17 protein-coding genes are annotated in these 20,019 nt (G+C 66.9%); 3 read left to right on the top strand and 14 right to left on the bottom strand.

The window, feature by feature from the left end; translation table 11 throughout:
• Positions 1-29: 29 nt before the first annotated feature.
• Genes HNQ66_RS21040 through HNQ66_RS21030 form a run of 3 tightly spaced genes read right to left on the bottom strand, consistent with a single transcriptional unit; the run spans position 30 to position 3,816 of the window.
• Positions 30-1,154: a mandelate racemase/muconate lactonizing enzyme family protein gene (locus tag HNQ66_RS21040; protein WP_184146443.1), complete on the bottom strand. Its 1,125-nt coding sequence runs from the start codon at positions 1,152-1,154 to the stop codon at positions 30-32.
• Between the two features lie 12 nt (positions 1,155-1,166).
• The gene (locus tag HNQ66_RS21035; RefSeq protein WP_184146441.1) at positions 1,167-2,666 is read right to left on the bottom strand and encodes an aldehyde dehydrogenase; all 1,500 of its coding nucleotides are present in this window, start codon (positions 2,664-2,666) and stop codon (positions 1,167-1,169) included.
• Positions 2,667-2,673: 7 nt separating this feature from the next.
• Complete coding sequence (locus HNQ66_RS21030) at positions 2,674-3,816, bottom strand: iron-containing alcohol dehydrogenase (RefSeq protein WP_184146439.1); 1,143 nt, start codon at positions 3,814-3,816, stop codon at positions 2,674-2,676.
• A gap of 102 nt (positions 3,817-3,918) precedes the next feature.
• Here HNQ66_RS21030 and HNQ66_RS21025 point away from each other — a divergent pair, with 102 nt between their 5' ends.
• Positions 3,919-4,824 carry a LysR substrate-binding domain-containing protein gene (locus HNQ66_RS21025; protein ID WP_184146437.1) on the top strand — a complete coding sequence of 302 codons (906 nt, stop codon included), beginning with the start codon at positions 3,919-3,921 and terminating at the stop codon, positions 4,822-4,824.
• Between the two features lie 3 nt (positions 4,825-4,827).
• On the opposite strand, the gene HNQ66_RS21020 is transcribed toward HNQ66_RS21025, so the two are convergent.
• The 9 genes from HNQ66_RS21020 to HNQ66_RS20980 all read right to left on the bottom strand — a co-directional run bounded on the left by HNQ66_RS21020 (position 4,828) and on the right by HNQ66_RS20980 (position 15,709).
• Entirely contained in the window at positions 4,828-6,255 is a 1,428-nt protein-coding gene (locus HNQ66_RS21020; RefSeq protein ID WP_184146435.1) for a mannose-1-phosphate guanylyltransferase/mannose-6-phosphate isomerase, read from the bottom strand.
• A 218-nt stretch (positions 6,256-6,473) separates the two neighbouring features.
• The gene (locus HNQ66_RS21015) at positions 6,474-6,881 is read right to left on the bottom strand and encodes a F0F1 ATP synthase subunit epsilon (RefSeq protein WP_184146475.1); all 408 of its coding nucleotides are present in this window, start codon (positions 6,879-6,881) and stop codon (positions 6,474-6,476) included.
• 64 nt (positions 6,882-6,945) lie between these two features.
• Positions 6,946-8,475 carry a F0F1 ATP synthase subunit beta gene (gene atpD / locus HNQ66_RS21010; protein ID WP_184146433.1) on the bottom strand — a complete coding sequence of 510 codons (1,530 nt, stop codon included), beginning with the start codon at positions 8,473-8,475 and terminating at the stop codon, positions 6,946-6,948.
• A gap of 26 nt (positions 8,476-8,501) precedes the next feature.
• Complete coding sequence (locus HNQ66_RS21005) at positions 8,502-9,383, bottom strand: F0F1 ATP synthase subunit gamma (protein WP_184146431.1); 882 nt, start codon at positions 9,381-9,383, stop codon at positions 8,502-8,504.
• A 99-nt stretch (positions 9,384-9,482) separates the two neighbouring features.
• Complete coding sequence (atpA, locus tag HNQ66_RS21000; RefSeq protein ID WP_184146429.1) at positions 9,483-11,012, bottom strand: F0F1 ATP synthase subunit alpha; 1,530 nt, start codon at positions 11,010-11,012, stop codon at positions 9,483-9,485.
• The gene (locus HNQ66_RS20995) at positions 11,012-11,578 is read right to left on the bottom strand and encodes a F0F1 ATP synthase subunit delta (protein ID WP_184146427.1); all 567 of its coding nucleotides are present in this window, start codon (positions 11,576-11,578) and stop codon (positions 11,012-11,014) included. The genes atpA and HNQ66_RS20995 overlap by 1 nt, the downstream gene beginning before the upstream one ends.
• 257 nt (positions 11,579-11,835) lie before the next feature.
• Entirely contained in the window at positions 11,836-12,219 is a 384-nt protein-coding gene (locus tag HNQ66_RS20990) for an AGROH133_08824 family phage infection protein (protein WP_184146425.1), read from the bottom strand.
• A gap of 102 nt (positions 12,220-12,321) precedes the next feature.
• On the bottom strand, positions 12,322-14,526 hold the full coding sequence (locus tag HNQ66_RS20985) for a primosomal protein N' (protein ID WP_184146423.1): 2,205 nt from the start codon (positions 14,524-14,526) through the stop codon (positions 12,322-12,324).
• 49 nt (positions 14,527-14,575) lie between these two features.
• Positions 14,576-15,709 (bottom strand): AAA family ATPase, encoded by a 1,134-nt coding sequence (locus tag HNQ66_RS20980; RefSeq protein ID WP_184146421.1) that lies wholly within the window; start codon positions 15,707-15,709, stop codon positions 14,576-14,578.
• Positions 15,710-15,805: 96 nt separating this feature from the next.
• Here HNQ66_RS20980 and HNQ66_RS20975 point away from each other — a divergent pair, with 96 nt between their 5' ends.
• Both HNQ66_RS20975 and HNQ66_RS20970 read left to right on the top strand, forming a co-directional pair.
• The gene (locus HNQ66_RS20975) at positions 15,806-16,741 is read left to right on the top strand and encodes a tyrosine recombinase XerC (RefSeq protein WP_184146419.1); all 936 of its coding nucleotides are present in this window, start codon (positions 15,806-15,808) and stop codon (positions 16,739-16,741) included.
• Positions 16,742-16,825: 84 nt separating this feature from the next.
• Complete coding sequence (locus HNQ66_RS20970; RefSeq protein WP_184146416.1) at positions 16,826-17,908, top strand: TraB/GumN family protein; 1,083 nt, start codon at positions 16,826-16,828, stop codon at positions 17,906-17,908.
• On the opposite strand, the gene HNQ66_RS20965 is transcribed toward HNQ66_RS20970, so the two are convergent.
• Complete coding sequence (locus tag HNQ66_RS20965; RefSeq protein WP_184146415.1) at positions 17,892-18,386, bottom strand: DUF2867 domain-containing protein; 495 nt, start codon at positions 18,384-18,386, stop codon at positions 17,892-17,894. The genes HNQ66_RS20970 and HNQ66_RS20965 overlap by 17 nt on opposite strands.
• A gap of 208 nt (positions 18,387-18,594) precedes the next feature.
• Positions 18,595-20,001 (bottom strand): dihydrolipoyl dehydrogenase, encoded by a 1,407-nt coding sequence (gene lpdA, locus HNQ66_RS20960; RefSeq protein WP_184146413.1) that lies wholly within the window; start codon positions 19,999-20,001, stop codon positions 18,595-18,597.
• Positions 20,002-20,019: the final 18 nt, after the last annotated feature.

Below are 20,019 nucleotides of genomic sequence, written 5' to 3'. Positions count from 1 at the left end.
GGGCACGGATGTCAAGGGGGCGAAGCGTCTCAGCCGATCCGCGTCGCCGCAAGCCGTTCTTCGTCGAGCACGATGCCGAGGCCCGGCGTCTCGCCGAGCAGCAGCCAGCCGTTCTCGTGGCGGAGCGGCGCCTTCAGCGGGTAGTCGCGGCGCGCCTCGCTCCATTCCGGCGCGTCATAGGGATATTCGAGGAAGGGCGCATCGCCGGCGCCCGCCGTCAGGTGCGCATTGGCGAGCACGCCGATGCCGTTCGTCCAGGAATGCGGGGTGAAGGCGATGCCGGCCTCGCGCGCCTGGAAGGCGAGCCGCCGGCAGCCGGTAATGCCGCCGACCAGCGCCACGTCGGGCTGGATCACGTCGAAGGCGCGCTCCTCGATGATGTCGCGGAACTCGGAGAGTTCGCGCGTCATCTCCCCGCCGGCGATGCGGATATCGGTCGCCTCCTTCAAGGCCTTCATGCCCTTGCGGTCGGAGCGGTGCAGCGGCTCCTCCATCCAGTAGATGCCGAGCCGCTCCAGCTCGCGCGCGACGGCGAGCGCGTCCTTGAAGGTCCAGGGCAGCGTCGTGTCCCAGGGCATGCGCCAACCCTGGTTGCAGTCGACCATCAGCTCCAGCCGGTCGCCGGCGCGCGCGCGGATCGCCTCCAGCGCCTTCACGTCGTCGCGCCAGCCGCTCCGCCCGCCGGCGGAGGCGGAGAAGCGCACCTTCATCGCCGGAAAGCCTTCCGCGATATAGCGCTCCGCCTGCTCGGCCATGGCGGCGGGATCGCGCAGGACACCCGAGGACGCATAGAGCCGCACCCGGTCGGCCCGCCCGCCGAGCATGCGCCAGACCGGCTCGCCCGTCACCTTGCCGGCAAGGTCCCAGAGCGCAAGGTCGAGCGGCCAGCAGCGACCATAATGGAAATTGATATGCGAGAGCACTTCGTAATGCCGTTCGAGACGGCGCGGGTCCTCGCCGACGAAGAGGTCCTCATGCCCTTCGAAGCCCTTCATGAGGTCGCCGGAGCCGATGCCTTCGCGGCCGCCGTCGTCGCGCACACGCACGATGGTCGCGTCGAAATGCCGGCGCGGCCGCCCGTCCCAGCTCGCCTTGAACGGCGGATCGAGCGGCAGGCGGTGATGGGTGATCGCGATGGAAACGATGCGGCTCATGCCTTCTCCTCCTCAGCCGAACTGCTGCCAGATCGTCTTGTAGTCGCAATATTTGTCGATGGCATGCACCGAGCGGTCGCGGCCGAAGCCGGATTGCTTGAAGCCGCCGAAGGGCGTCGCGAAATTCGACATGTCGTAGGTGTTGATCCACACCGTACCGGCATGGATGGCTTCGGAGAAGCGGTGCGCCCGGTCCATGTCGCGGGTGAAGACCGCGCCGGCAAGGCCATAGATCGTGTCGTTGGCGATGGCGAGCGCCTCCGCCTCCGTATCGAAGGCGATGGCGGCGAGCACCGGGCCGAAAATCTCCTGCCGGGCGATGCGCATGTCGTTCGTCACATCCGTGACGACGCCCGGCGAGACATACCAGCCGCCGGTTTCGGCAAGCACCCGCTCCGCGCCGAAGACGCGCCGGCCGCCTTCCTTCTCCCCCGCTTCGATCAGGCCGAGCACCTTTTCCATATGCGCGGCCTCGATGAGAGCGCCGATCTGCGCCGTAGGCTCGAAGGGATGGGCGAGCTCGATCTCGCGCCTCGTCACCGCCTCGATCTTCGCGATCAGCTTCTCCTGTATCGGGCGCTGCACGAGAAGGCGCGTTGCGGCATGGCAGGTCTCGCCGGAATTGTAGAAGCAGCCCCAGGCGGCGGCGCTCGCCGCGGCATCGAGATCGGCATCCTCGAAGACGACGAGCGGCGACTTGCCGCCGAGCTCCAGCGCCACGCGCTTGAGGTTCGACTGCGCCGCATAGCCCATGATCAGCCTGCCGACCACGGTGGACCCCGTGAAGGCGATCATGTCGACATCCATGTGCAGGGCGAGCGGCTTTCCGGCTTCCGTGCCGAGGCCGGTGACGACGTTGAAGACGCCGGCGGGAAGCCCGGCCTCGACGGCAAGCTCGGCCAGCCGCAGCGCCGAGAGCGAGGACTGCTCCGCCGGCTTCAACACCACGGAATTGCCGGCGGCGATGGCCGGCCCCAGCTTCCAGGCGTCGATGATCATCGGATAGTTCCACGGCGTGATCGCCCCGACGACGCCGAGCGGCACCTTGCGCACGAGGGCCCGCGCCTTCGGCCCCGTCGGCGCGATCTCGTCATAGAGCTTGTCGACCATCTCGCCGTAATACTGGATGCCTTCGGCGCAGAGCCGCACGTCGACGCCGAGCGAGGCCTGAACCGGCTTGCCGACGTCGAGGGTTTCGAGAAGCGCCAGTTCCTCGCCATGCGCGCGGATCAGCTCCGCCCAGCGCAGCATGATCTTCTTCTTCTCCAGCGGCTCCCTGCCGCGCCAGACGCCGCTGGCGAAAGCCCGGCGGGCGGAGGCGACCGCCCGGTCGATATCCGCCGCATCCCCTCGCGCCAGCACGGCGCCGGGCGCACCGTCCATCGGGCGCGTGCGGGTGAAGGTGCGGCCGGAAACGGCGGGCACCGCCCTGCCGTCGATGAAATGGTCGCGGGCCAGTGAGAGGCCGGCAAGACGTTCTTCCCAATAGGCGCGGCTATGCTGTTCGCTCATGTCGTCCTCAAAGCGTCTTCGGCAGAGCCATCATCCTTGCCGCGATGGCATCGATATCGGCATCGGTGACGTCGCGGATCGTCGCGCGGCGCATCGGCTGGTTCTCCGGCGCACGCATCTCGCGGGCAAGGTCCCCGGCGGAGAAGGCAGAAAAGGCCTTCGGCAGCGCGCGCACGATGCCGCAGCGGTCCATGAGGCCCGTCACGAAAGCCGGCAGCGTCGCCGCGTCGGCAAGCCCGCAGGCCCGCGCCGCCGCCGCAAGATCAGCCGTGCCGGCCTCGACCAGCCATTCCAGCGTCGCCTCGAAGCCGAGCGCGGTGGCAAGCCCGTGGTGGACCGGCGTGAGCCCGGCAAGCGCATGGCTGATATTGTGGGCGATCGCCGTGCCGCAATTGTCGATGGCGATCCCGGCATAACAGGAGCCGAGCAGGATCTTGCCGCGCGCTTCGATATCCATGGGGCTCCGCACAGCCGTCTCCAGCGCGACCGTCAGCAGGCTAAGCGCCGAGTGGGCATAGAGCGCCGCGCCGGCATGGGCGTTGCGGTTGGTCGCCGCCTCGAAGGCGTGCACGAAGGCGTCGAGCCCGCACCAGGCGGTGAGGTCAGCCGGCAGCGTCACGGTCAGCGCCGGATCGAGCAGCACAAGGTCGGCCTTCGTCTCCGGGCCCCAGATCCAGAGCTTCCTGCCCTCGGGTCCCGCAAAGATCGTCGTCGCCGAGGTTTCCGAGCCGGTACCGGCCGTCGTCGGCACCATGATCTTCCGCAACGGCCTTTTCGGCAGCGGATTGGCCGCCAGCGCATAATGCATCGGGCCCTCATCCGCCACGGCGAGGCAGGCGGCGATCTTGGCGATATCGAGCGCCGAGCCGCCGCCGATGCCGACGACGAGGTCCTTGCCCCGCGCGGCCACGCTTGCCGCCTGCACATGGGCAAGCTTCGGCTCGCCTGCGAAGCCGGAGAAAAACTCCGCCGCTATCCCCTCCGCCGCGAACTGTGCGGCAAGCTGCTCACCAAGGCCGCTGGCGGCGAGGAAGCCGTCGATGACGACGAGCGCGCTCCGGGTTTCCAACGCGCTGGCGGAGGCGGCGATGCCGGCGTGAACGCCTTCGCCGAAACGGATATCAGGCACGAACGATGTTGCGAATGTCACGATAGTCCCCGCAATGACCGGAGAACCGTGCATCACGATCTCAGATTTTCAAATCCTTGGATTTTTCGGGCTTTTTGATAACCTGAAATCATGAAAGCCACGATGCTCGCCCGTATCCCGCTGGAAGCCTTCCGCGTCTTCGACGCCGCCTGCCGGCACATGAACTTTTCCCGGGCGGGGCGCGAACTGAACATCACGCAGGCCGCCGTCAGCCGGCGCATCAAGGGGCTGGAAGATCATCTCGGCGCGCCGCTCTTCATCCGCAGCGGCAAGAACCTGGCACTCACGGCGCGCGGCGAAAAGCTGTTCCAGCGCGTGCGCGCCTCGCTGGATTACCTGGAGGAGAGCCTGGAGCCCTTCCGCAGCGGCGCGGGCGAGAGCATAGCGCTCGCCGCCAGCGGCTCCATCTCGCATCTGTGGCTCGGCCCCCGGCTTCGCACCTTCGCCCGCAACAATCCCGATATCGTAATCCGGCTCAGCACATCGGATAGTCCGGCGGACCTCGCCTCGGAGAACAACGACCTCGTCATCCTCTATTCGACGGGAGAGCATCCGCGCTGGGCGCTGACCCCGCTGCTGGCGGAGGAGCTGGCGCCGGTCGCCGCGCCCGCCTATATCGCCCGCAAGGGGCTCGACCCGGCCGCGGTCACGCCGGCCGATCTCGCCCGCCTCGACCTCATCGACTACGAGCGCTTCAACGCCAACTGGATTTCCTTCCGGCCCTGGCTGGAGCGCGTGGCACCGGAGGTTTTCCGGCGGACGCCCCTTCCCCGGCCGCACCTCACCTTCTCCACCTATGCGCTGGCGCTCGACGCCGCCCTCAGCGGCGACGGCGTGGCGCTCGGCAGCCTCGGCCTCGTCGCGGCCCAGCTTGCGGAGGGAAGGCTGGTGCAACTGGGAACGGCAAGCCTCGTCACGGGCTACGGCTACCATCTCGGCCTGCCGAAATTCCGCACGCCCTCGCCCGAGGCGCTGAAGCTGCACGAAAGCCTGCTGGCGCCGCCGTGACGTTCAGCCCCGACCGAACTCGTCCTCGATGCGGATGATGTCGTCCTCGCCGAGATAGGAGCCGGTCTGCACCTCGATCAGTTCGAGCAGGATCTTGCCCGGATTGGCAAGGCGATGCACCTCGCCCTGCGGGATATAGACGGACTCGTTCTCGCGCAGCGGGATCGTCCTGTCGCCGATCGTCACCTCCGCCGTGCCGCGCACGACGATCCAGTGCTCCGAGCGATGATGATGCTTCTGCAGCGAGAGCCGCTTGCCGGGCGTGACGAACAGGCGCTTGACCTGGAAGCGCTCGCCGTTCAGCACGGAGGTATAGCCGCCCCAGGGGCGGTAGGCGGTCGGGTGCGTTTCCGTCAGCTTCGCGGTCTTCGGCAGGGCCGCAAGGTGCTTGACCAGCTTGCCGACGCTCTGGCTGTCCTCCAGCCGGCCGACATAGACGGCGTCCTCGCTGGCGACGACCGCGACATTGTCGAGACCCTGCACGGCAACATGGATGTCACGCGAGATGACGAGCGAATTGCGGGTGTCGAGCACGGTCGTGCTGCCGTCCGCCACGTTGCCGGCCTCGTCCTGCCGGCCGGTCTTCCAGACGGAATCCCAGCTACCGAGATCCGACCAGGTGATCGGTGAGGGCACGACAGCGGCGATCGGCGTCTTCTCGAAGATGGCGTAGTCGACGGAAATATCCGGCGCGCGGGCGAAGGCCTCGTCGTCGAGCCGCTCGAAGTCGAGGTCGTGCCTCGCCTTGGCGACCGCTTCGCCGGCCGCTTCCAGCACCTCGGGGGCATATTGCTGGAGTTCGCGCAGGAAGAGCGAGACCGGCAGCATGAACATGCCGGAGTTCCAGAGATAGCCGCCCTTGGCCAGCATCTCGGCCGCCCGGTCCCGATCCGGCTTCTCCACGAAGCGGCGGACTGCATGGGCGCCGTTGCCGAGGTCCTCTCCGGTCTCGATATAGCCGTAGCCGGTCGCCGGCTCCTTCGGCGTGATGCCGAAGGTGACGAGACGGCCGGCTCGGGCGGCGGCGGCGGCCTTGGCGATGCAATCGAAATAGGTGGCGTCGGCCTCGATCTCGTGGTCGGAGGCAAGCACCTGCATGAGGGCGCCTTCGCTGTGCAGGCGCTCGACGACGATGGCCGCGGCGGCGAGCGCCGGCGCGGTGTTGCGGGCGACGGGCTCGAGCAGGATCGAGCCGAGCGCCACGCCGGCGGCGCGCGCCTGCTCGGCGACGAGGAAGCGGAAATCGCTGTTGGTGACCACGATCGGCGGCTCGTAGAGGCCGGCATCCGAAACCCGCTCCAGCGTCTTCTGGAACAGCGTCGTCTCGCCGAGGAATTCCAGGAACTGCTTGGGCGCGGCGGCGCGCGACAGCGGCCAGAGGCGAGTGCCCTTACCGCCGGCCATGATTACGGGTACGATCTTGCTGCTCATCAATTCCTGGTCCTGATGCTGATAGGCCGGCGTGCCCGATATGGGGCGGATGGGACTACCTTCTATCCGCGCCGTAAAGAAACGGCAAATCCCGCAATCCAGCCGTGTCTTGCCGGGCGGGTTCCTGCCGGGAAGGTAAAGGAAGCCTTCCGCACGATGCGCAGGGCAACAAAAAACCCGCCGGAAGGCGGGTTCGATGTGGGGCTATCGCTTGCCGGTCAGGCCGGCAGGATCGCGCCCTGCAGCGTGGTGAGCTGCGAAAGATAGGTCTCGATGCCGAACTTCTGCTCGTCGGACGTTGCCGTCGACAGGTCGGCGCGGGCGGCTTCGACACGGCGGGCAATGTCGTCACGGTTGAATTCGTCGACATGGACGGCCGATTCGGCGAGCAGCGTGCAGCCGGTCGGGACGATGTCGGCAAAACCGCCGAAGACCACATAGCGGTCCTTCCTGCCGTCCGCGAACTTCACGGTGACGATGCCCGGCTTGATCGTCGTCATGGTCGGCGCATGGTTGGCCATGACGGTCATTTCGCCCTCGGTCGCCGGAATGACGACTTCGCTGACGCTGCCGGAAACCAGCAGGCGCTCGGGGGAAACGAGTTCAAAGTTGAAATTGTCGGCCATGACCATTCACTTCTTCTGATGTCGTCCGGCAGGAACGGGCGCCCTCATCGGGCGCCCGGATTCATCAAGCGGCTTCGGCAGCCAGCTTCTTGGCCTTCTCGACGGCTTCTTCCATGGAGCCGACCATGTAGAAGGCCGCTTCCGGAAGGTGGTCGTACTCGCCGTTGACGAGGCCCTTGAAGCCCTTGATCGTGTCTTCGAGGGCGACGAGCTTGCCCGGCGAACCGGTGAAGACTTCGGCCACGAAGAACGGCTGGGACAGGAAGCGCTCGATCTTGCGGGCGCGGGCAACGGCCAGCTTGTCGTCTTCCGACAGTTCGTCCATGCCGAGGATCGCGATGATGTCCTGGAGAGCCTTGTAGCGCTGCAGGGTCGTCTGGACCTTACGGGCGACTTCGTAGTGCTCTTCGCCGACAACCATCGGGTCGAGCATGCGCGAGGTCGAGTCGAGCGGGTCCACGGCCGGGTAGATGCCCTTTTCGGCGATCGAGCGCGACAGAACGGTCGTGGCGTCGAGGTGCGCGAACGACGTTGCCGGCGCGGGGTCGGTCAAGTCGTCGGCGGGAACGTAGATGGCCTGGACCGAGGTGATCGAGCCCTTGGTCGTCGTCGTGATGCGTTCCTGCATCTGGCCCATGTCGGTGGCGAGCGTCGGCTGGTAGCCCACGGCCGACGGGATACGGCCGAGAAGTGCGGACACTTCGGAGCCGGCCTGCGTGAAGCGGAAGATGTTATCGACGAAGAACAGAACGTCCTGGCCCTTGTCGCGGAAGTCTTCGGCGACGGTCAGGCCCGTCAGGGCGACGCGGGCGCGGGCGCCCGGCGGTTCGTTCATCTGGCCGTAAACGAGGGCGGCCTTGGAGCCTTCGCCGCCGCCGAGCTTGTTCACGCCCGATTCGATCATTTCGTGGTAAAGGTCGTTGCCTTCGCGGGTGCGTTCACCGACGCCTGCGAACACCGAGTAACCACCGTGCGCCTTGGCGACGTTGTTGATCAGTTCCATGATGAGAACGGTCTTGCCGACGCCTGCGCCGCCGAAGAGGCCGATCTTGCCGCCCTTTGCGTAAGGGGCGAGAAGGTCGACGACCTTGATGCCGGTGACGAGGATCTGCGCTTCCGTGGACTGCTCGACGTAGGCCGGGGCTTCCTGATGGATGGCGCGCTTGGACTTGGTGACCAGCGGGCCGGCTTCGTCGACGGGCTCGCCGATGACGTTCATGATGCGGCCGAGCGTCTCGTCGCCGACCGGAACGGAGATCGGGGCGCCGGTGTCGACGACCGGCTGGCCGCGGACGAGACCTTCGGTCGAGTCCATGGCGATCGTGCGGACGGTGTTCTCACCGAGGTGCTGGGCGACTTCCAGAACGAGGCGGTTGCCGTTGTTGTCGGTTTCCAGCGCGTTCAGGATGAGCGGCAGGTTGCCTTCGAACGCGACGTCGACGACGGCGCCGATAACCTGGGTAACGCGACCCGTCGCGCCGGCTGCGACCGAAGCCGCCGCCTTGGTTGCAGCAGCGGTCTTCGCTGCCGGCTTGCGCGCAGCCGGCTTCTTTTCCACTGCGGCGGTTTCCTTCGGGGTAGCTGCCTTAGCCATGTCTCTTACCCTCTTTGTCCTGGTCCTTAGAGCGCTTCAGCGCCCGAGATGATTTCGATGAGTTCCTTGGTGATCTGAGCCTGGCGCTGACGGTTGTAGTTGAGCGTCAGCTTGTTGATCATCTCACCGGCATTGCGGGTCGCGTTGTCCATGGCGCTCATCTTGGCACCCATTTCGCCGGCGACGTTCTCGAGCAGGGCCCGGAAGATCTGCACCGAAATGTTGCGCGGAATGAGGTCGCCGAGGATCGCGCTGGCGTCCGGCTCGTAATCGTAGATCGCCGTGGCGCCGGTCGTGTCGGCAACGGCCGCGGGAGCGGATGCCGGAACGAGCTGGAGCGCGGTCGGGATCTGCGCGATGACCGACTTGAACTCGGAATAGAACAGCGTGCAGACGTCGAACTCGCCCTTCTCGAAGAGGCCGATGACCTTGCGGCCGATCTGGTCCGCGTTCGAAAAGCCGATGCGCTTGACTTCGCGCAGGTCGACGCGGTCGATGATCAGCGAGGCGAATTCACGCCGCAGGATATCGAAGCCCTTCTTGCCCACGCACATGATCTTGACCGTCTTGCCGCTGGCGAGCAGCTTGCGGGTGTGGTCACGCGCAAGACGGGCGATCTGCGAGTTGAAGCCGCCGCAAAGGCCGCGTTCTGCCGTGCAGACGACGAGCAGGTGAACCTGGTCCTTGCCGGTGCCGGTCATCAGGCGCGGCGCCGAATCGTCCTGGCCGACGGCCTGGGCGATGTTGGCGAGAACGGCGCTCATGCGCTGCGAATAGGGCCGGGCGGCCTCGGCCGCTTCCTGGGCGCGCCGAAGCTTCGCCGCGGCGACCATCTTCATCGCCTTGGTGATCTTCTGCGTCGCCTTGACGGAGGCGATCCGGTTTTTCAGATCCTTAAGTGAAGGCATCCGTTTTCCGTCCTGTAACACGATCCGGAGGGATCATGCGTCAAATCCAAAGTTCGGGGCGCCTGCGCGCCGTTAGCGCGCAGGGCTTGAACCGTCGGCTCAGCCGAAGGTCTTGGCGAAGGTGTCGAGGGCAGCCTTGATCTTGCCCTTGGTGTCGTCGCTGATCGCCTTTTCGGTGCGGATCGTGTCGAGGATCGCCTTGCCTTCGGTGCGCATGTAGCCGAGCAGGCCCTGCTCGAACTTGCCGACATCGCCGACCGGCAGCTTGTCGAGATAGCCGTTGACGCCGGCGAAGATCACGACGACCTGCTCTTCCGTCTTCAGCGGCGAGAACTGCGGCTGCTTGAGGAGTTCGGTCAGGCGTGCGCCGCGGTTGAGCAGGCGCTGCGTGGCGGCATCGAGGTCCGAGCCGAACTGGGCGAAGGCCGCCATTTCGCGGTACTGGGCAAGCTCGCCCTTGATCGAGCCGGCGACCTGCTTCATCGCCTTGATCTGGGCGGAAGAGCCGACGCGCGAAACCGACAGGCCGACGTTCACGGCCGGGCGGATACCCTGGTAGAACAGGTCCGTTTCAAGGAAGATCTGGCCGTCGGTGATCGAGATCACGTTGGTCGGGATGAACGCCGAAACGTCGTTGCCCTGGGTTTCGATGACCGGCAGGGCCGTCAGCGAGCCGGCGCCCATTTCGTCGTTGAGCTTTGCAGCGCGCTCGAGGAGACGCGAATGCAGGTAGAAGACGTCGCCCGGATAGGCTTCGCGGCCCGGCGGGCGGCGCAGCAGCAGCGACATCTGGCGGTAGGAGACGGCCTGCTTGGAAAGGTCGTCGTAGCCGATGAGAGCATGCTTGCCGTTGTCGCGGAAGTATTCGCCCATCGCGCAGCCGGCGAAGGGAGCGAGGTACTGCATCGGCGCCGGGTCGGAGGCCGTTGCGGCAACGATGATCGAGTACTGCAGAGCGCCGCGCTCTTCGAGGACCTTCACGAACTGGGCGACGGTCGAACGCTTCTGGCCGATGGCGACGTAGACGCAGTACAGCTTGTCGCCGTCCGGGCCGTTGTCGTGGATCGCCTTCTGGTTCAAGATCGTGTCGAGGATGATGGCGGTCTTGCCGGTCTGGCGGTCGCCGATGACGAGCTCGCGCTGGCCGCGCCCGACCGGGATGAGGGCGTCGATGGCCTTGAGGCCGGTCGACATCGGCTCATGCACCGACTTGCGCGGGATGATGCCGGGCGCCTTGACGTCGACGCGGGCGCGCTGCTTGGCATTGATCGGGCCCTTGCCGTCGATCGGGTTGCCGAGCGCGTCGACGACGCGGCCGAGCAGTTCCGGGCCGACCGGGACGTCCACGATGGCGCCCGTCCGCTTGACGGTGTCGCCTTCCTTGATGTCACGGTCCGAACCGAAGATAACGACGCCGACATTGTCGCTTTCCAGGTTCAGCGCCATGCCGCGGACGCCGCCGGGGAATTCCACCATTTCGCCGGCCTGGACGTTGTCGAGGCCGTAAACGCGGGCGATGCCGTCACCGACGGAAAGCACCTGGCCGACTTCCGAGACTTCCGCCTCTTTGCCGAAGTTTTTGATCTGATCTTTGAGAATTGCGGAAATTTCCGCGGCGCGGATATCCATCAGCCGACCTCTTTCAGTGCAAGCTTAAGAGTAGAGAGTTTGGTGCGAAGGGACGTGTCGATCTGGCGCGATCCCACCTTGACGATCAGACCACCGAGAATGGACGGGTCGACGGTGACGGCGATCGCCACGTCTTTGCCGGTGACGCCTTTCAGCGCCGCCTTCAATTCTTTTTCCTGCGCTGCGGTCAGCGCATGGGCCGAGGTGACGTCGGCCGTGATCTCGCCGCGGGCACGGGCCGCAATGGTGCGGTATGCCTTGATCATGCCGGGAACGGCGAAGAGGCGACGATTTGACGCGACGACCTTGAGGAAGTTTGCCACGAGGCCCGTGATGCCGGCCTTGGCCGCAACGGCGGCAATGGCCTTGGTCTGATCTTCGGCGGAGAAGACGGGGCTGGCGATCAGCCGCTTCAGGTCGGCGCTCTCATCGATCAGGGCCTGGAAACGGTCGAGATCGGCACCGACACCGGCAGCCGAACCGGCTTCCTGAGCGAGGTCGAAAAGCGAGGACGCGTATCTTTCTGCAACACCGGAAACGAGCTGGGATGTGTCTGCCACGGGCACAAGTTTCTCTTCTTTTCATCCAGAGCGCCGGGCGGCAGCAGAGCTACAGTCCTAACATTCTGAAATCGTTGCGGTAATCTTCAGTTCCCACAGGATTTTCGCCCGCTTTTCCTGAATTTCGCGGTTCGTCTAGCATACGAAACCCGGACTCGCAACACGCGCGGCGCAGGAATGCGCCATAAGTCGGCCACAGTCGCGGCAAAAGTTGACTGCGCGCACTCTGTTTTGTTCCCGGCGGGCGGAAAACGCCCCGATCCTCAGAAAAAGCCGAAGACATAGGCGAGCGGAAGCCCGCCGAGGAGCACCTGTGCGAAGAGCACCAGGAGGTTCTTCACGGTGAAGGAACGGTCCGACATCAGGGAGAGGATGCGCCCGAAGGCGGCGAGCGCGAAACCGCCGCCGATGGCCATGTAGATCCAGTCCTGCGCCATCATCAGCGCGACGATGGCAAGCCCCGCATAGAAGCCGCCGGCCGAGCGGACGAAGGCGAAACCCTCGCGGCTGCCCTCCCGCGTCTGGAGGCCCGCCAGCTTCAGCGCCATGCCCGGCGCGAAGAGGGCGAAGAGGCCGAAAAGCCCGGTGGCGATGGCCGCGCAGAAGGCGGCAAGCTCGCCCGTTTCGGTGGGAATGTAGAATTCCATCTCGACGCCTCTTCCGTCCGCCCCTGCCGTTCTATCGCACAGCCATGCCGAACGCTAAAGCGTGCCGGCCGACTTCGCACAACTCTTTGTTAACCCTGCGCGTCACAGGAAGCTCTGCGGGTCGATGTCAAGCTGCACCTGCAGCGAGGCGCGCTCCTTCGGCCCGTTCGCCAGCATGGCGCGCAAGAAGGCCTGCATGTCGCTGCCCCGCCGCCCGTGGACGAGCAGGCGGAAGCGGTGGCGCCCGCGCACGAGCGCCAGCGGCGCCTCCGCCGGCCCGAGGATCGAGATGCCGGAGACCTGGGGTGCGGCCTGCCTGAGCCCGCGTGCATGTCCTTCCGCCTCGCCCCGGCTGTCGGCCGACACGATGACCGAGGCGAGCCGGCCGAACGGCGGCAGCAGCGCCTTCTCCCGCTCGCCGATCTCCCGGTCGTAGAAGGCCTCAGCATCGCCCGAGACGATGGCCTGCATGACCGGATGGCCCGGCTGGTAGGTCTGGATGAGGCCGTGGCTCTTGAGCCCCGAGCGCCCGGCGCGGCCCGTCACCTGCGAGAGAAGCTGGAAGGTGCGCTCGGCCGCACGCGGATCGCCGTTGGAAAGGCCGAGGTCCGCATCCACCACGCCGACCAGCGACATCAGGGGGAAGTTGTGCCCCTTGGCGACGAGCTGCGTGCCGATGACGATATCCGCCTCGCCCCGCGCGATGGCCTCCAGCTCCAGCCGGAGGCGCTTGACGCCCATGAGGTCGGAGGAGAGCACAATGGTGCGCGCCTCCGGGAAATGCCGCTCCACCTCCTCGGCGATACGCTCGACGCCCGGCCCGCAGGCCGCGAGGTGATCGAACGTGCCGCATTCCGGGCAAGCTTCCGGCGTGCGCTCGGCATAGCCGCAATGGTGGCATTGGATCTGCCCGCGGAAGCGATGCTCCACCAGCCAGCTCGAGCATTGCGGGCACTGGAAACGGTGGCCGCAGACCCGGCAGAGCGTCAGCGGCGCATAGCCCCGCCGGTTGAGGAAGAGCAGCGCCTGCTCCTCTTTCTCGATGGTGCGCTGAATGCCGCGCAGGAGGATCGGCGAGAGGAAGCCGCCCCGCGCCGGCGGATGGCGGCGCATGTCGACGAGGTGGAGATCGGGAAGGGCCGCATCGCCGTAGCGCGTCGGCAGGTGCAGCTTGCGATAGCGCCCGACATCGCTGTTGACCCGGCTTTCGACCGACGGCGTCGCCGAGACGAGCACGGCCGGGAAATCTCCGATGCGGGCCCTGACCACCGCCATGTCGCGCGCATTGTAGAAGACGCGATCCTCCTGCTTGTAGGCCGGGTCATGTTCCTCGTCGACGATGACGAGGCCGAGGTTCTCGAAGGGCAGGAACAGCGCCGAGCGCGCGCCGGCGACGACCCGCACGTCCCCCGTCGTCACCTGCCGCCAGACCTTTTCGCGGATGCGCGGGGCGAGGTCGGAATGCCATTCGGCGGGCTTGGCGCCGAAACGGTCCTGGAAGCGTTCGAGGAAGCTCGCCGTCAGCGCGATTTCCGGCAGGAGGATGAGCACCTGCTTTTCCCGCCGCAGCGTCTCGGCAATGGCCTCGAAATAGACCTCCGTCTTGCCCGATCCGGTGATGCCGTCGATCAGCGATACGGAGAACTCGCCCTTCCGCACGCTCTCGACGAGAGCCGCCGCGCTCTCCGTCTGCGGCCCTTCCAGCCGCGGCGCGACATAGTCGGGATCGGGCGCGGCGACGACCGGCGGCGGGGGCAGGAAGACCGTCTCGAACGAACCCTGCTTCACCAGCCCGTCGATCACGCTCGCCGAGCTGCCCGAGGCATGCGCGAGGCCCGACCGCGTCCACGGCACGCCGTCCTCGACCAGCTCCAGCACCCGCTCGCGCGCGCTCGTCAGCCGCTCCGGCCTGTGGCCGGTGAACCGCAGCCCCTCGATCATCGGCTCGGGATCGAAGGCGGCCGGCGCGCGCAGCGCCATGCGGGCGACGAGGCCGGGCGGCGTCAGCGTATAGGCGGCGACCCAGTCGATGAAATCGCGCATCTCCTTCGAGAGCGGCGGGCAGTCGAAGACCTTCTCGATGGGACGCAGCTTCTTCGGATCGACCTTGCCGTCGTCCGCGCCGTCCCAGACGACGCCCGCCACCAGCCGCGGCCCGAGCGGCACCTTGACGATGGAGCCCGGCTCGACCGCCACACCGTCCGGCACGGAATAGGAATAGGCAACGGGCGTCGGCACCGGCACCAGGACGGGCACGGTGCGCGGGAAAAGCTTCTCCCCGAAAAGGTCGGTCGAATCGCTGCTCATCGCCCGCGAAGATGCCTCCGGCCATGCGCGAAGAAAACCGCAAACATGTTCATTCGTCCTCGTCTTCCATTTCGCCGGTCAGCCGCATCCCCTCGATCCAGGTCGCGCCGTCGTTGCGGATGACGCGTTTTGCGCGGACGCCGCAGCGCGCCTCGATCTCCCGCGCCAGCCGCTCCGAATGGGTGACGATCCACAGCTGGCTCGTCCCGGCGGCCCGCGCGATCATGCCGGCAAGCGGCGGCAGCATATCGGGATGGAGGCTCGCCTCCGGCTCGTTGAGCGCGATCAGCGGCGGCGTGCGGTAGGAAAGGAGCGCGGCGGCGAGCGCCAGGAACCGGATCTGCCCGTCGGAAAGCTCGCGCGGCTGGAAGACCCGCTTGGGAAACTGCGGGAAGACGAGCCCGTAGGAGGCGAATTCCTCCGGCTCGGGGATGGTCAGCCGCGCGCCGCCGAACGCCTCGGCCACGGCGCGGTCGAGGTCCACCGTGTCCTGCCGGGTGGTGGCGAGCGTCGCGAAGACCGCCGCCATGTTCGCCCCGTCCTCGTCGAGCAGCGGCGCGGTGACGGCAAGGCACGGCTGGCGCAATGCCGAATCCCTGTCGGAGCGGAAACCATGGAAGAAGCGCCATTGCGAGACCGCGCGGCGGAAGGTGCCCACTTCGGGATAATGCCCGGCATCGCCGATGAGCGCGATGGCCGTCTCCGAGGTCAGAGCCTGTTCGGGATGCTCGGCCATGCGCCCGCTCTCGTTACGCACCGAAATGCCGGGTCCCGCCCGCTTCATCACCGTCACAGGCCGGCGCCCCGTCTCGATGGTCAGTTCCTCCGCCTTCACCTGTGGCTCGAAGGCAAAGCCTGCGGCGGCCGGCGGGCGCAGCCCCGCCTCGATCCGGTAGCGGAAGGTGATCGCCCGCTCCTCGTCCATGAGCTCGGCTTCCAGCCGGATGCGCACCGGCTCGTTCGGCCGCCTCTTGCCGGTCCACAGCGCCGAGGCCATGCCACCCTCCGCCGCGATCTCATGGGCGAACGTGCCGCGCACGGCGGCCTGCACCAGTTGCAGCGAGCGGTAGAGGTTCGACTTGCCCGCCCCGTTCTCGCCGACGAAGAGGTTCACCCGCCCGAGATCCATGCGGATGGCGCGCAGCGAACGGTAGTTTTCGGCGGACATGGACCGCAGCAGCATGGGCAGACCCGGATGATTGATGGCGACGACGCTCTATATAGGCGCCCCGGCCGGCCCGTGAAGCCAACGTTAACGCAAATCGCCGATCCTCTCTGCATGACCGAGCTTCTCATCATCGCCGATCCGACGCTTCTCGCCGAGCGGCAGGCCTGGCTGGACGCGCTTTGCGATGAGCGGCGTCTTTCCGGCAATACGCTGGAGGCCTATGAGCGCGACACGCGCCAGTTCCTCGCCTTCCTGACGCAGCACCTCGCCGCCCCCGCCCGCCTCAGGGACATCGGGGACCTGCGCCCATCGGACCTGCGCGGCTTCCTCGCCGCCCGCCGCCGTGACGGGGCGGGCCCGCGCACGCTCGGTCGCGGCCTTGCGGGCCTGCGCTCGTTCCTGCGCCATCTCGAACGCAAGGGCCTTGCCAATGCGGCCGGCGCTTCGGCCGTGCGCTCGCCGAAACAGCCGAAATCGCTGCCGAAGCCGCTCTCCGACCGGCAGGCCATCGCCGTCGTCGACGCGCACGAGCAACTGGCCGAGGAACCCTGGATCCGGGTGCGCAATGCCGCAGTCCTCGCCCTCCTCTACGGCTGCGGCCTGCGCATCTCCGAGGCGCTGTCGCTGACGCCTGCCGACTTTGCCGGCGGCCCGGCATCGCTGCGCATCGCCGGCAAGGGCGGCAAGACCCGCATCGTGCCGCTGATCGCCCCGGCCCGCGCCGGCGTCGAGGATTATATCGAGATCTGCCCCTTCCCGCTTTCCGGCGACAAGCCGCTCTTCCGCGGCGCGCGCGGCGGGCCGCTGCAACCCGCCATCATCCAGCGCGAGATGCAGAAGCTGCGCGGCGCGCTCGGCCTGCCGGACAGCGCCACGCCCCATGCGCTGCGCCACTCCTTCGCCACGCACCTGCTTGCCGGCGGCGGGGACCTGCGCACCATCCAGGAACTGCTCGGCCATGCCAGCCTTTCCACCACGCAGGTCTATACCGGCGTCGATTCCGCCCGGCTGCTGGAAATCTACGACCGTGCCCATCCGCGCGCCTGAGACGTCAGGGGCGCGCCCGTGAGGCGTTAAGGGATTATGAGGATCGGAAGGCTAGGGTCCGGCGAAAATGCAGAAAGTTCGACCATGACAGTCCTTCTTCACACGAGCCGGCTGGCGCTTGCCGACCGGCTGGCCGATGCCGGCCTTCGGCTGCTCGCCGCGCTCCACATCGCGCTCGCGGTCTCCTTCCTCCTCGTGCTCGCCGCCCTTTCGCCGGCCCATGCCGGGGAACCGGCGGCCTGCGGCGGCGACAACCTGCTGACGAAGCTGGAAAGGGACGACCCCGCCGCCTTCGCGAAGCTGCGCGCGGAGGCCGACGCCGTGCCGAACGGCAGGAACATCTTCTGGAAGATCGAGAAGGACGGCAAGCCCGCTTCCTTCCTGCTCGGCACCATGCATGTGACGGATCCGCGCGTGCTCGCCATGCCCGAGGCCGCCCGCAAGGCCTATGCCGATGCCGCCACCGTCGTCGTCGAATCCGACGAGATCGCCGACGAGAAGAAGGCCGGCGCGGCGATCATGGCCCGCCCGGACCTCACCATGTTCGCGGACGGCAAGTCCATCACCGATTTCCTCGACAAGGAAGACACGGAGAAACTGACCGAGGGGCTCAAGGGTCGCGGCCTGTCGCTTGCCGCCGTCGCCCGCATGAAGCCGTGGATGATCGCCAGCTTCGTGGCGCTTCCGGCCTGCGAGATTACCCGAAAGACGGCCGGCGCCGCCTTCCTCGACCAGCACCTCGCGAAGGACGCGCTCGCCGAAGGCAAGAGCCTGAAGGGCCTCGAAACGCTCCTCGAACAGATCTCCGCCCTCGATTCCCTGCCGCTGGAGCCGCAGATCCACGGCCTCGTGCAGACGGTGGAGCTCGGCGATACGCTGGAGGACGTCATCGAGACGATGAGCCAGCTCTACCTTGCCGGCGACACGGGCATGATCATGCCGATGACGCGCGCGGTCAGCCCCGAGACGGACGAGGACGCCAAGGCCTATGCCGATTTCGAGCAGCGCATCATCGTCGACCGCAACCATGTCATGGCGACCCGCGCGGCGCCGATCCTCGACGGCGGCAACGTCTTCATGGCCGTCGGCGCGCTGCACCTGCCGGGGCCGGAGGGCGTGGTGGAGCTGCTGCGCAAGGAAGGCTTCACGGTCACCGCCGTGAACTGACGACCCGGCGCCCGATCCCCGACAGCATCCGGCGCACGATCAGCTTGTGGAACGGCAGGACCGCCGCCAGATAGAGCCGGCCGAGAAGGTTGTTGCGGTGGACGAGCGTCATCACGCTGAGGGTCTGGCCGGAGGGCCGGTCGGCCATCACGTCGATGACGATGCGGAAATCGAGATGCCGGTCGTCGAAGCCGAGCACCACCCGGTCGTCGCTGGCGCTGACCACCGGAAAGCCGCCGATCTCCGCCTCCGACGTCTTCACCTCCTTCGCCGCGCCCTTCAGCCCGAGGGGCGCCACCAGCGCATTGCGCAGTGCCATCAGCCTGCGCACCCAGCCCGGCGGATGTTCCAGCGCCAGCCGCGCCGCATCCCGCGCCGTCAGGCCGTCGACGGGCAGGCCCAGCGTGAAGCGATCCGCCCAGTCGGCGGCCGGAAGAAGCGGATGGGGCAGGAAAACGGGTCTCGACACCGGCGACATGAAAACCTCCTTGCAGGCCTCCATGCTGCTCCGGTTCGACGAGCGACGACAGATGTCCGGTTGTCGCATCGGCTGCAAATAGCCGGGCCGCGACAACATGGCGCTGGATTGACCCCGTGCAGATTGATCAATGCCAGAAATGCGGAAGGGCCGCGAAGGAAATCCTCCGCGGCCCTGCCCGTTCAATGCCTGCGGCTTCGTCAGCCGGTCACATATGGATCGGCTTGGCGAAGGTGGCCAGCGCTGCTTCCTTGACGGCTTCCGACATGGTCGGGTGGGCGTGACAGGTGCGGCCGAGGTCTTCGGAGGAACCGCCGAACTCCATCAGCACGGCCGCCTCGTGGATCATCTCGCCGGCGCCGAAGCCGACGATGTGGACGCCGAGCACGCGGTCCGTATCCTTGTCGGCCAGCACCTTGACGAAGCCGTCCGTCGCCAGCATCGCGCGGGCCCGGCCGTTGGCGGTGAAGGGGAACTTGCCGACCTTGTAGGCGATGCCCGCGGCCTTCAGCTCCTCTTCCGTCTTGCCGACGGAGGCGACTTCCGGCTGGGTATAGACGACACCCGGAATGACGTCGTAGTTCACATGGCCTGCCTGGCCGGCAAGGATCTCGGCGACGGCGACACCCTCGTCCTCGGCCTTGTGGGCGAGCATGGGGCCGCGCACCACGTCGCCGATGGCGTAGATGCCGGGAACGCTGGTCTGGAAATGGTTGTCGATCTCGACGCGGCCGCGATTGTCGAGCGCGACGCCCGCTTCCTTGAGGCCGAGGCCTTCGGTATAGGGCTTGCGGCCCGTCGCGATTAGCACGACGTCGGCGTCGATGGTCGTCGCCTCGCCGCCCTTGACCGGCTCGAAGGTTACCTTGGCGCCCGAGCCGGACTTTTCCACGCCCGTCACCTTGGCGCCGAGCTTGAAGTCCATGCCCTGCTTGGCGAGCATGCGCTGGAACTGCTTGGAGACCTCGCCGTCCATGCCGCCGAGGATGGCGTCGAGATATTCGACGACCGTGACCTTGGCGCCGAGGCGCGCCCAGACCGAGCCGAGCTCCAGGCCGATGACGCCGCCGCCGACGACGACCAGATGGCCCGGCACCTTGTCGAGCGCGATGCCGCCCGTCGAGGAGACGATGACCTTCTCGTCGATCTCGACCGGAACGCCCGGAATGCCGGCGACGTCCGAGCCCGTGGCGATGACGATGGCCTTGGTCTCGAGGACCTGTTCCTCACCCTTGTCGCTGGTGACGGAGACCTTGCCGGCGCCGAGCACCTTGCCGGTGCCCTGGATGCCATCGATCTTGTTCTTCTTGAAGAGGAAGGCGACGCCGTCGACATTCGACTTCACCGTCGCATCCTTGTGCGCCATCATCTTCGGCAGGTTCAGCGTGGGCTTCACGCCCTCGATGCCGAGCGCCTCCATGCCGTGGGCGGCGTGGCTGTAGGTCTCGGAGGCATGCAGCAGCGCCTTGGAGGGGATGCAGCCGACATTGAGGCAGGTGCCGCCGTAGGTGGCGCGCTTTTCGACGACCGCGACCTTCAGGCCGAGCTGGGCCGCCTTGATGGCGCAGACATAGCCGCCGGGGCCGGAACCGATAACGATGAGATCATATGCCATGACAAGTCCTTCCTGCGC

Source organism: Shinella fusca (genome assembly GCF_014203155.1).
In the GTDB taxonomy this organism is placed as follows: domain Bacteria; phylum Pseudomonadota; class Alphaproteobacteria; order Rhizobiales; family Rhizobiaceae; genus Shinella; species Shinella fusca.
This window is presented reverse-complemented; position numbering and strand designations above follow the sequence as displayed.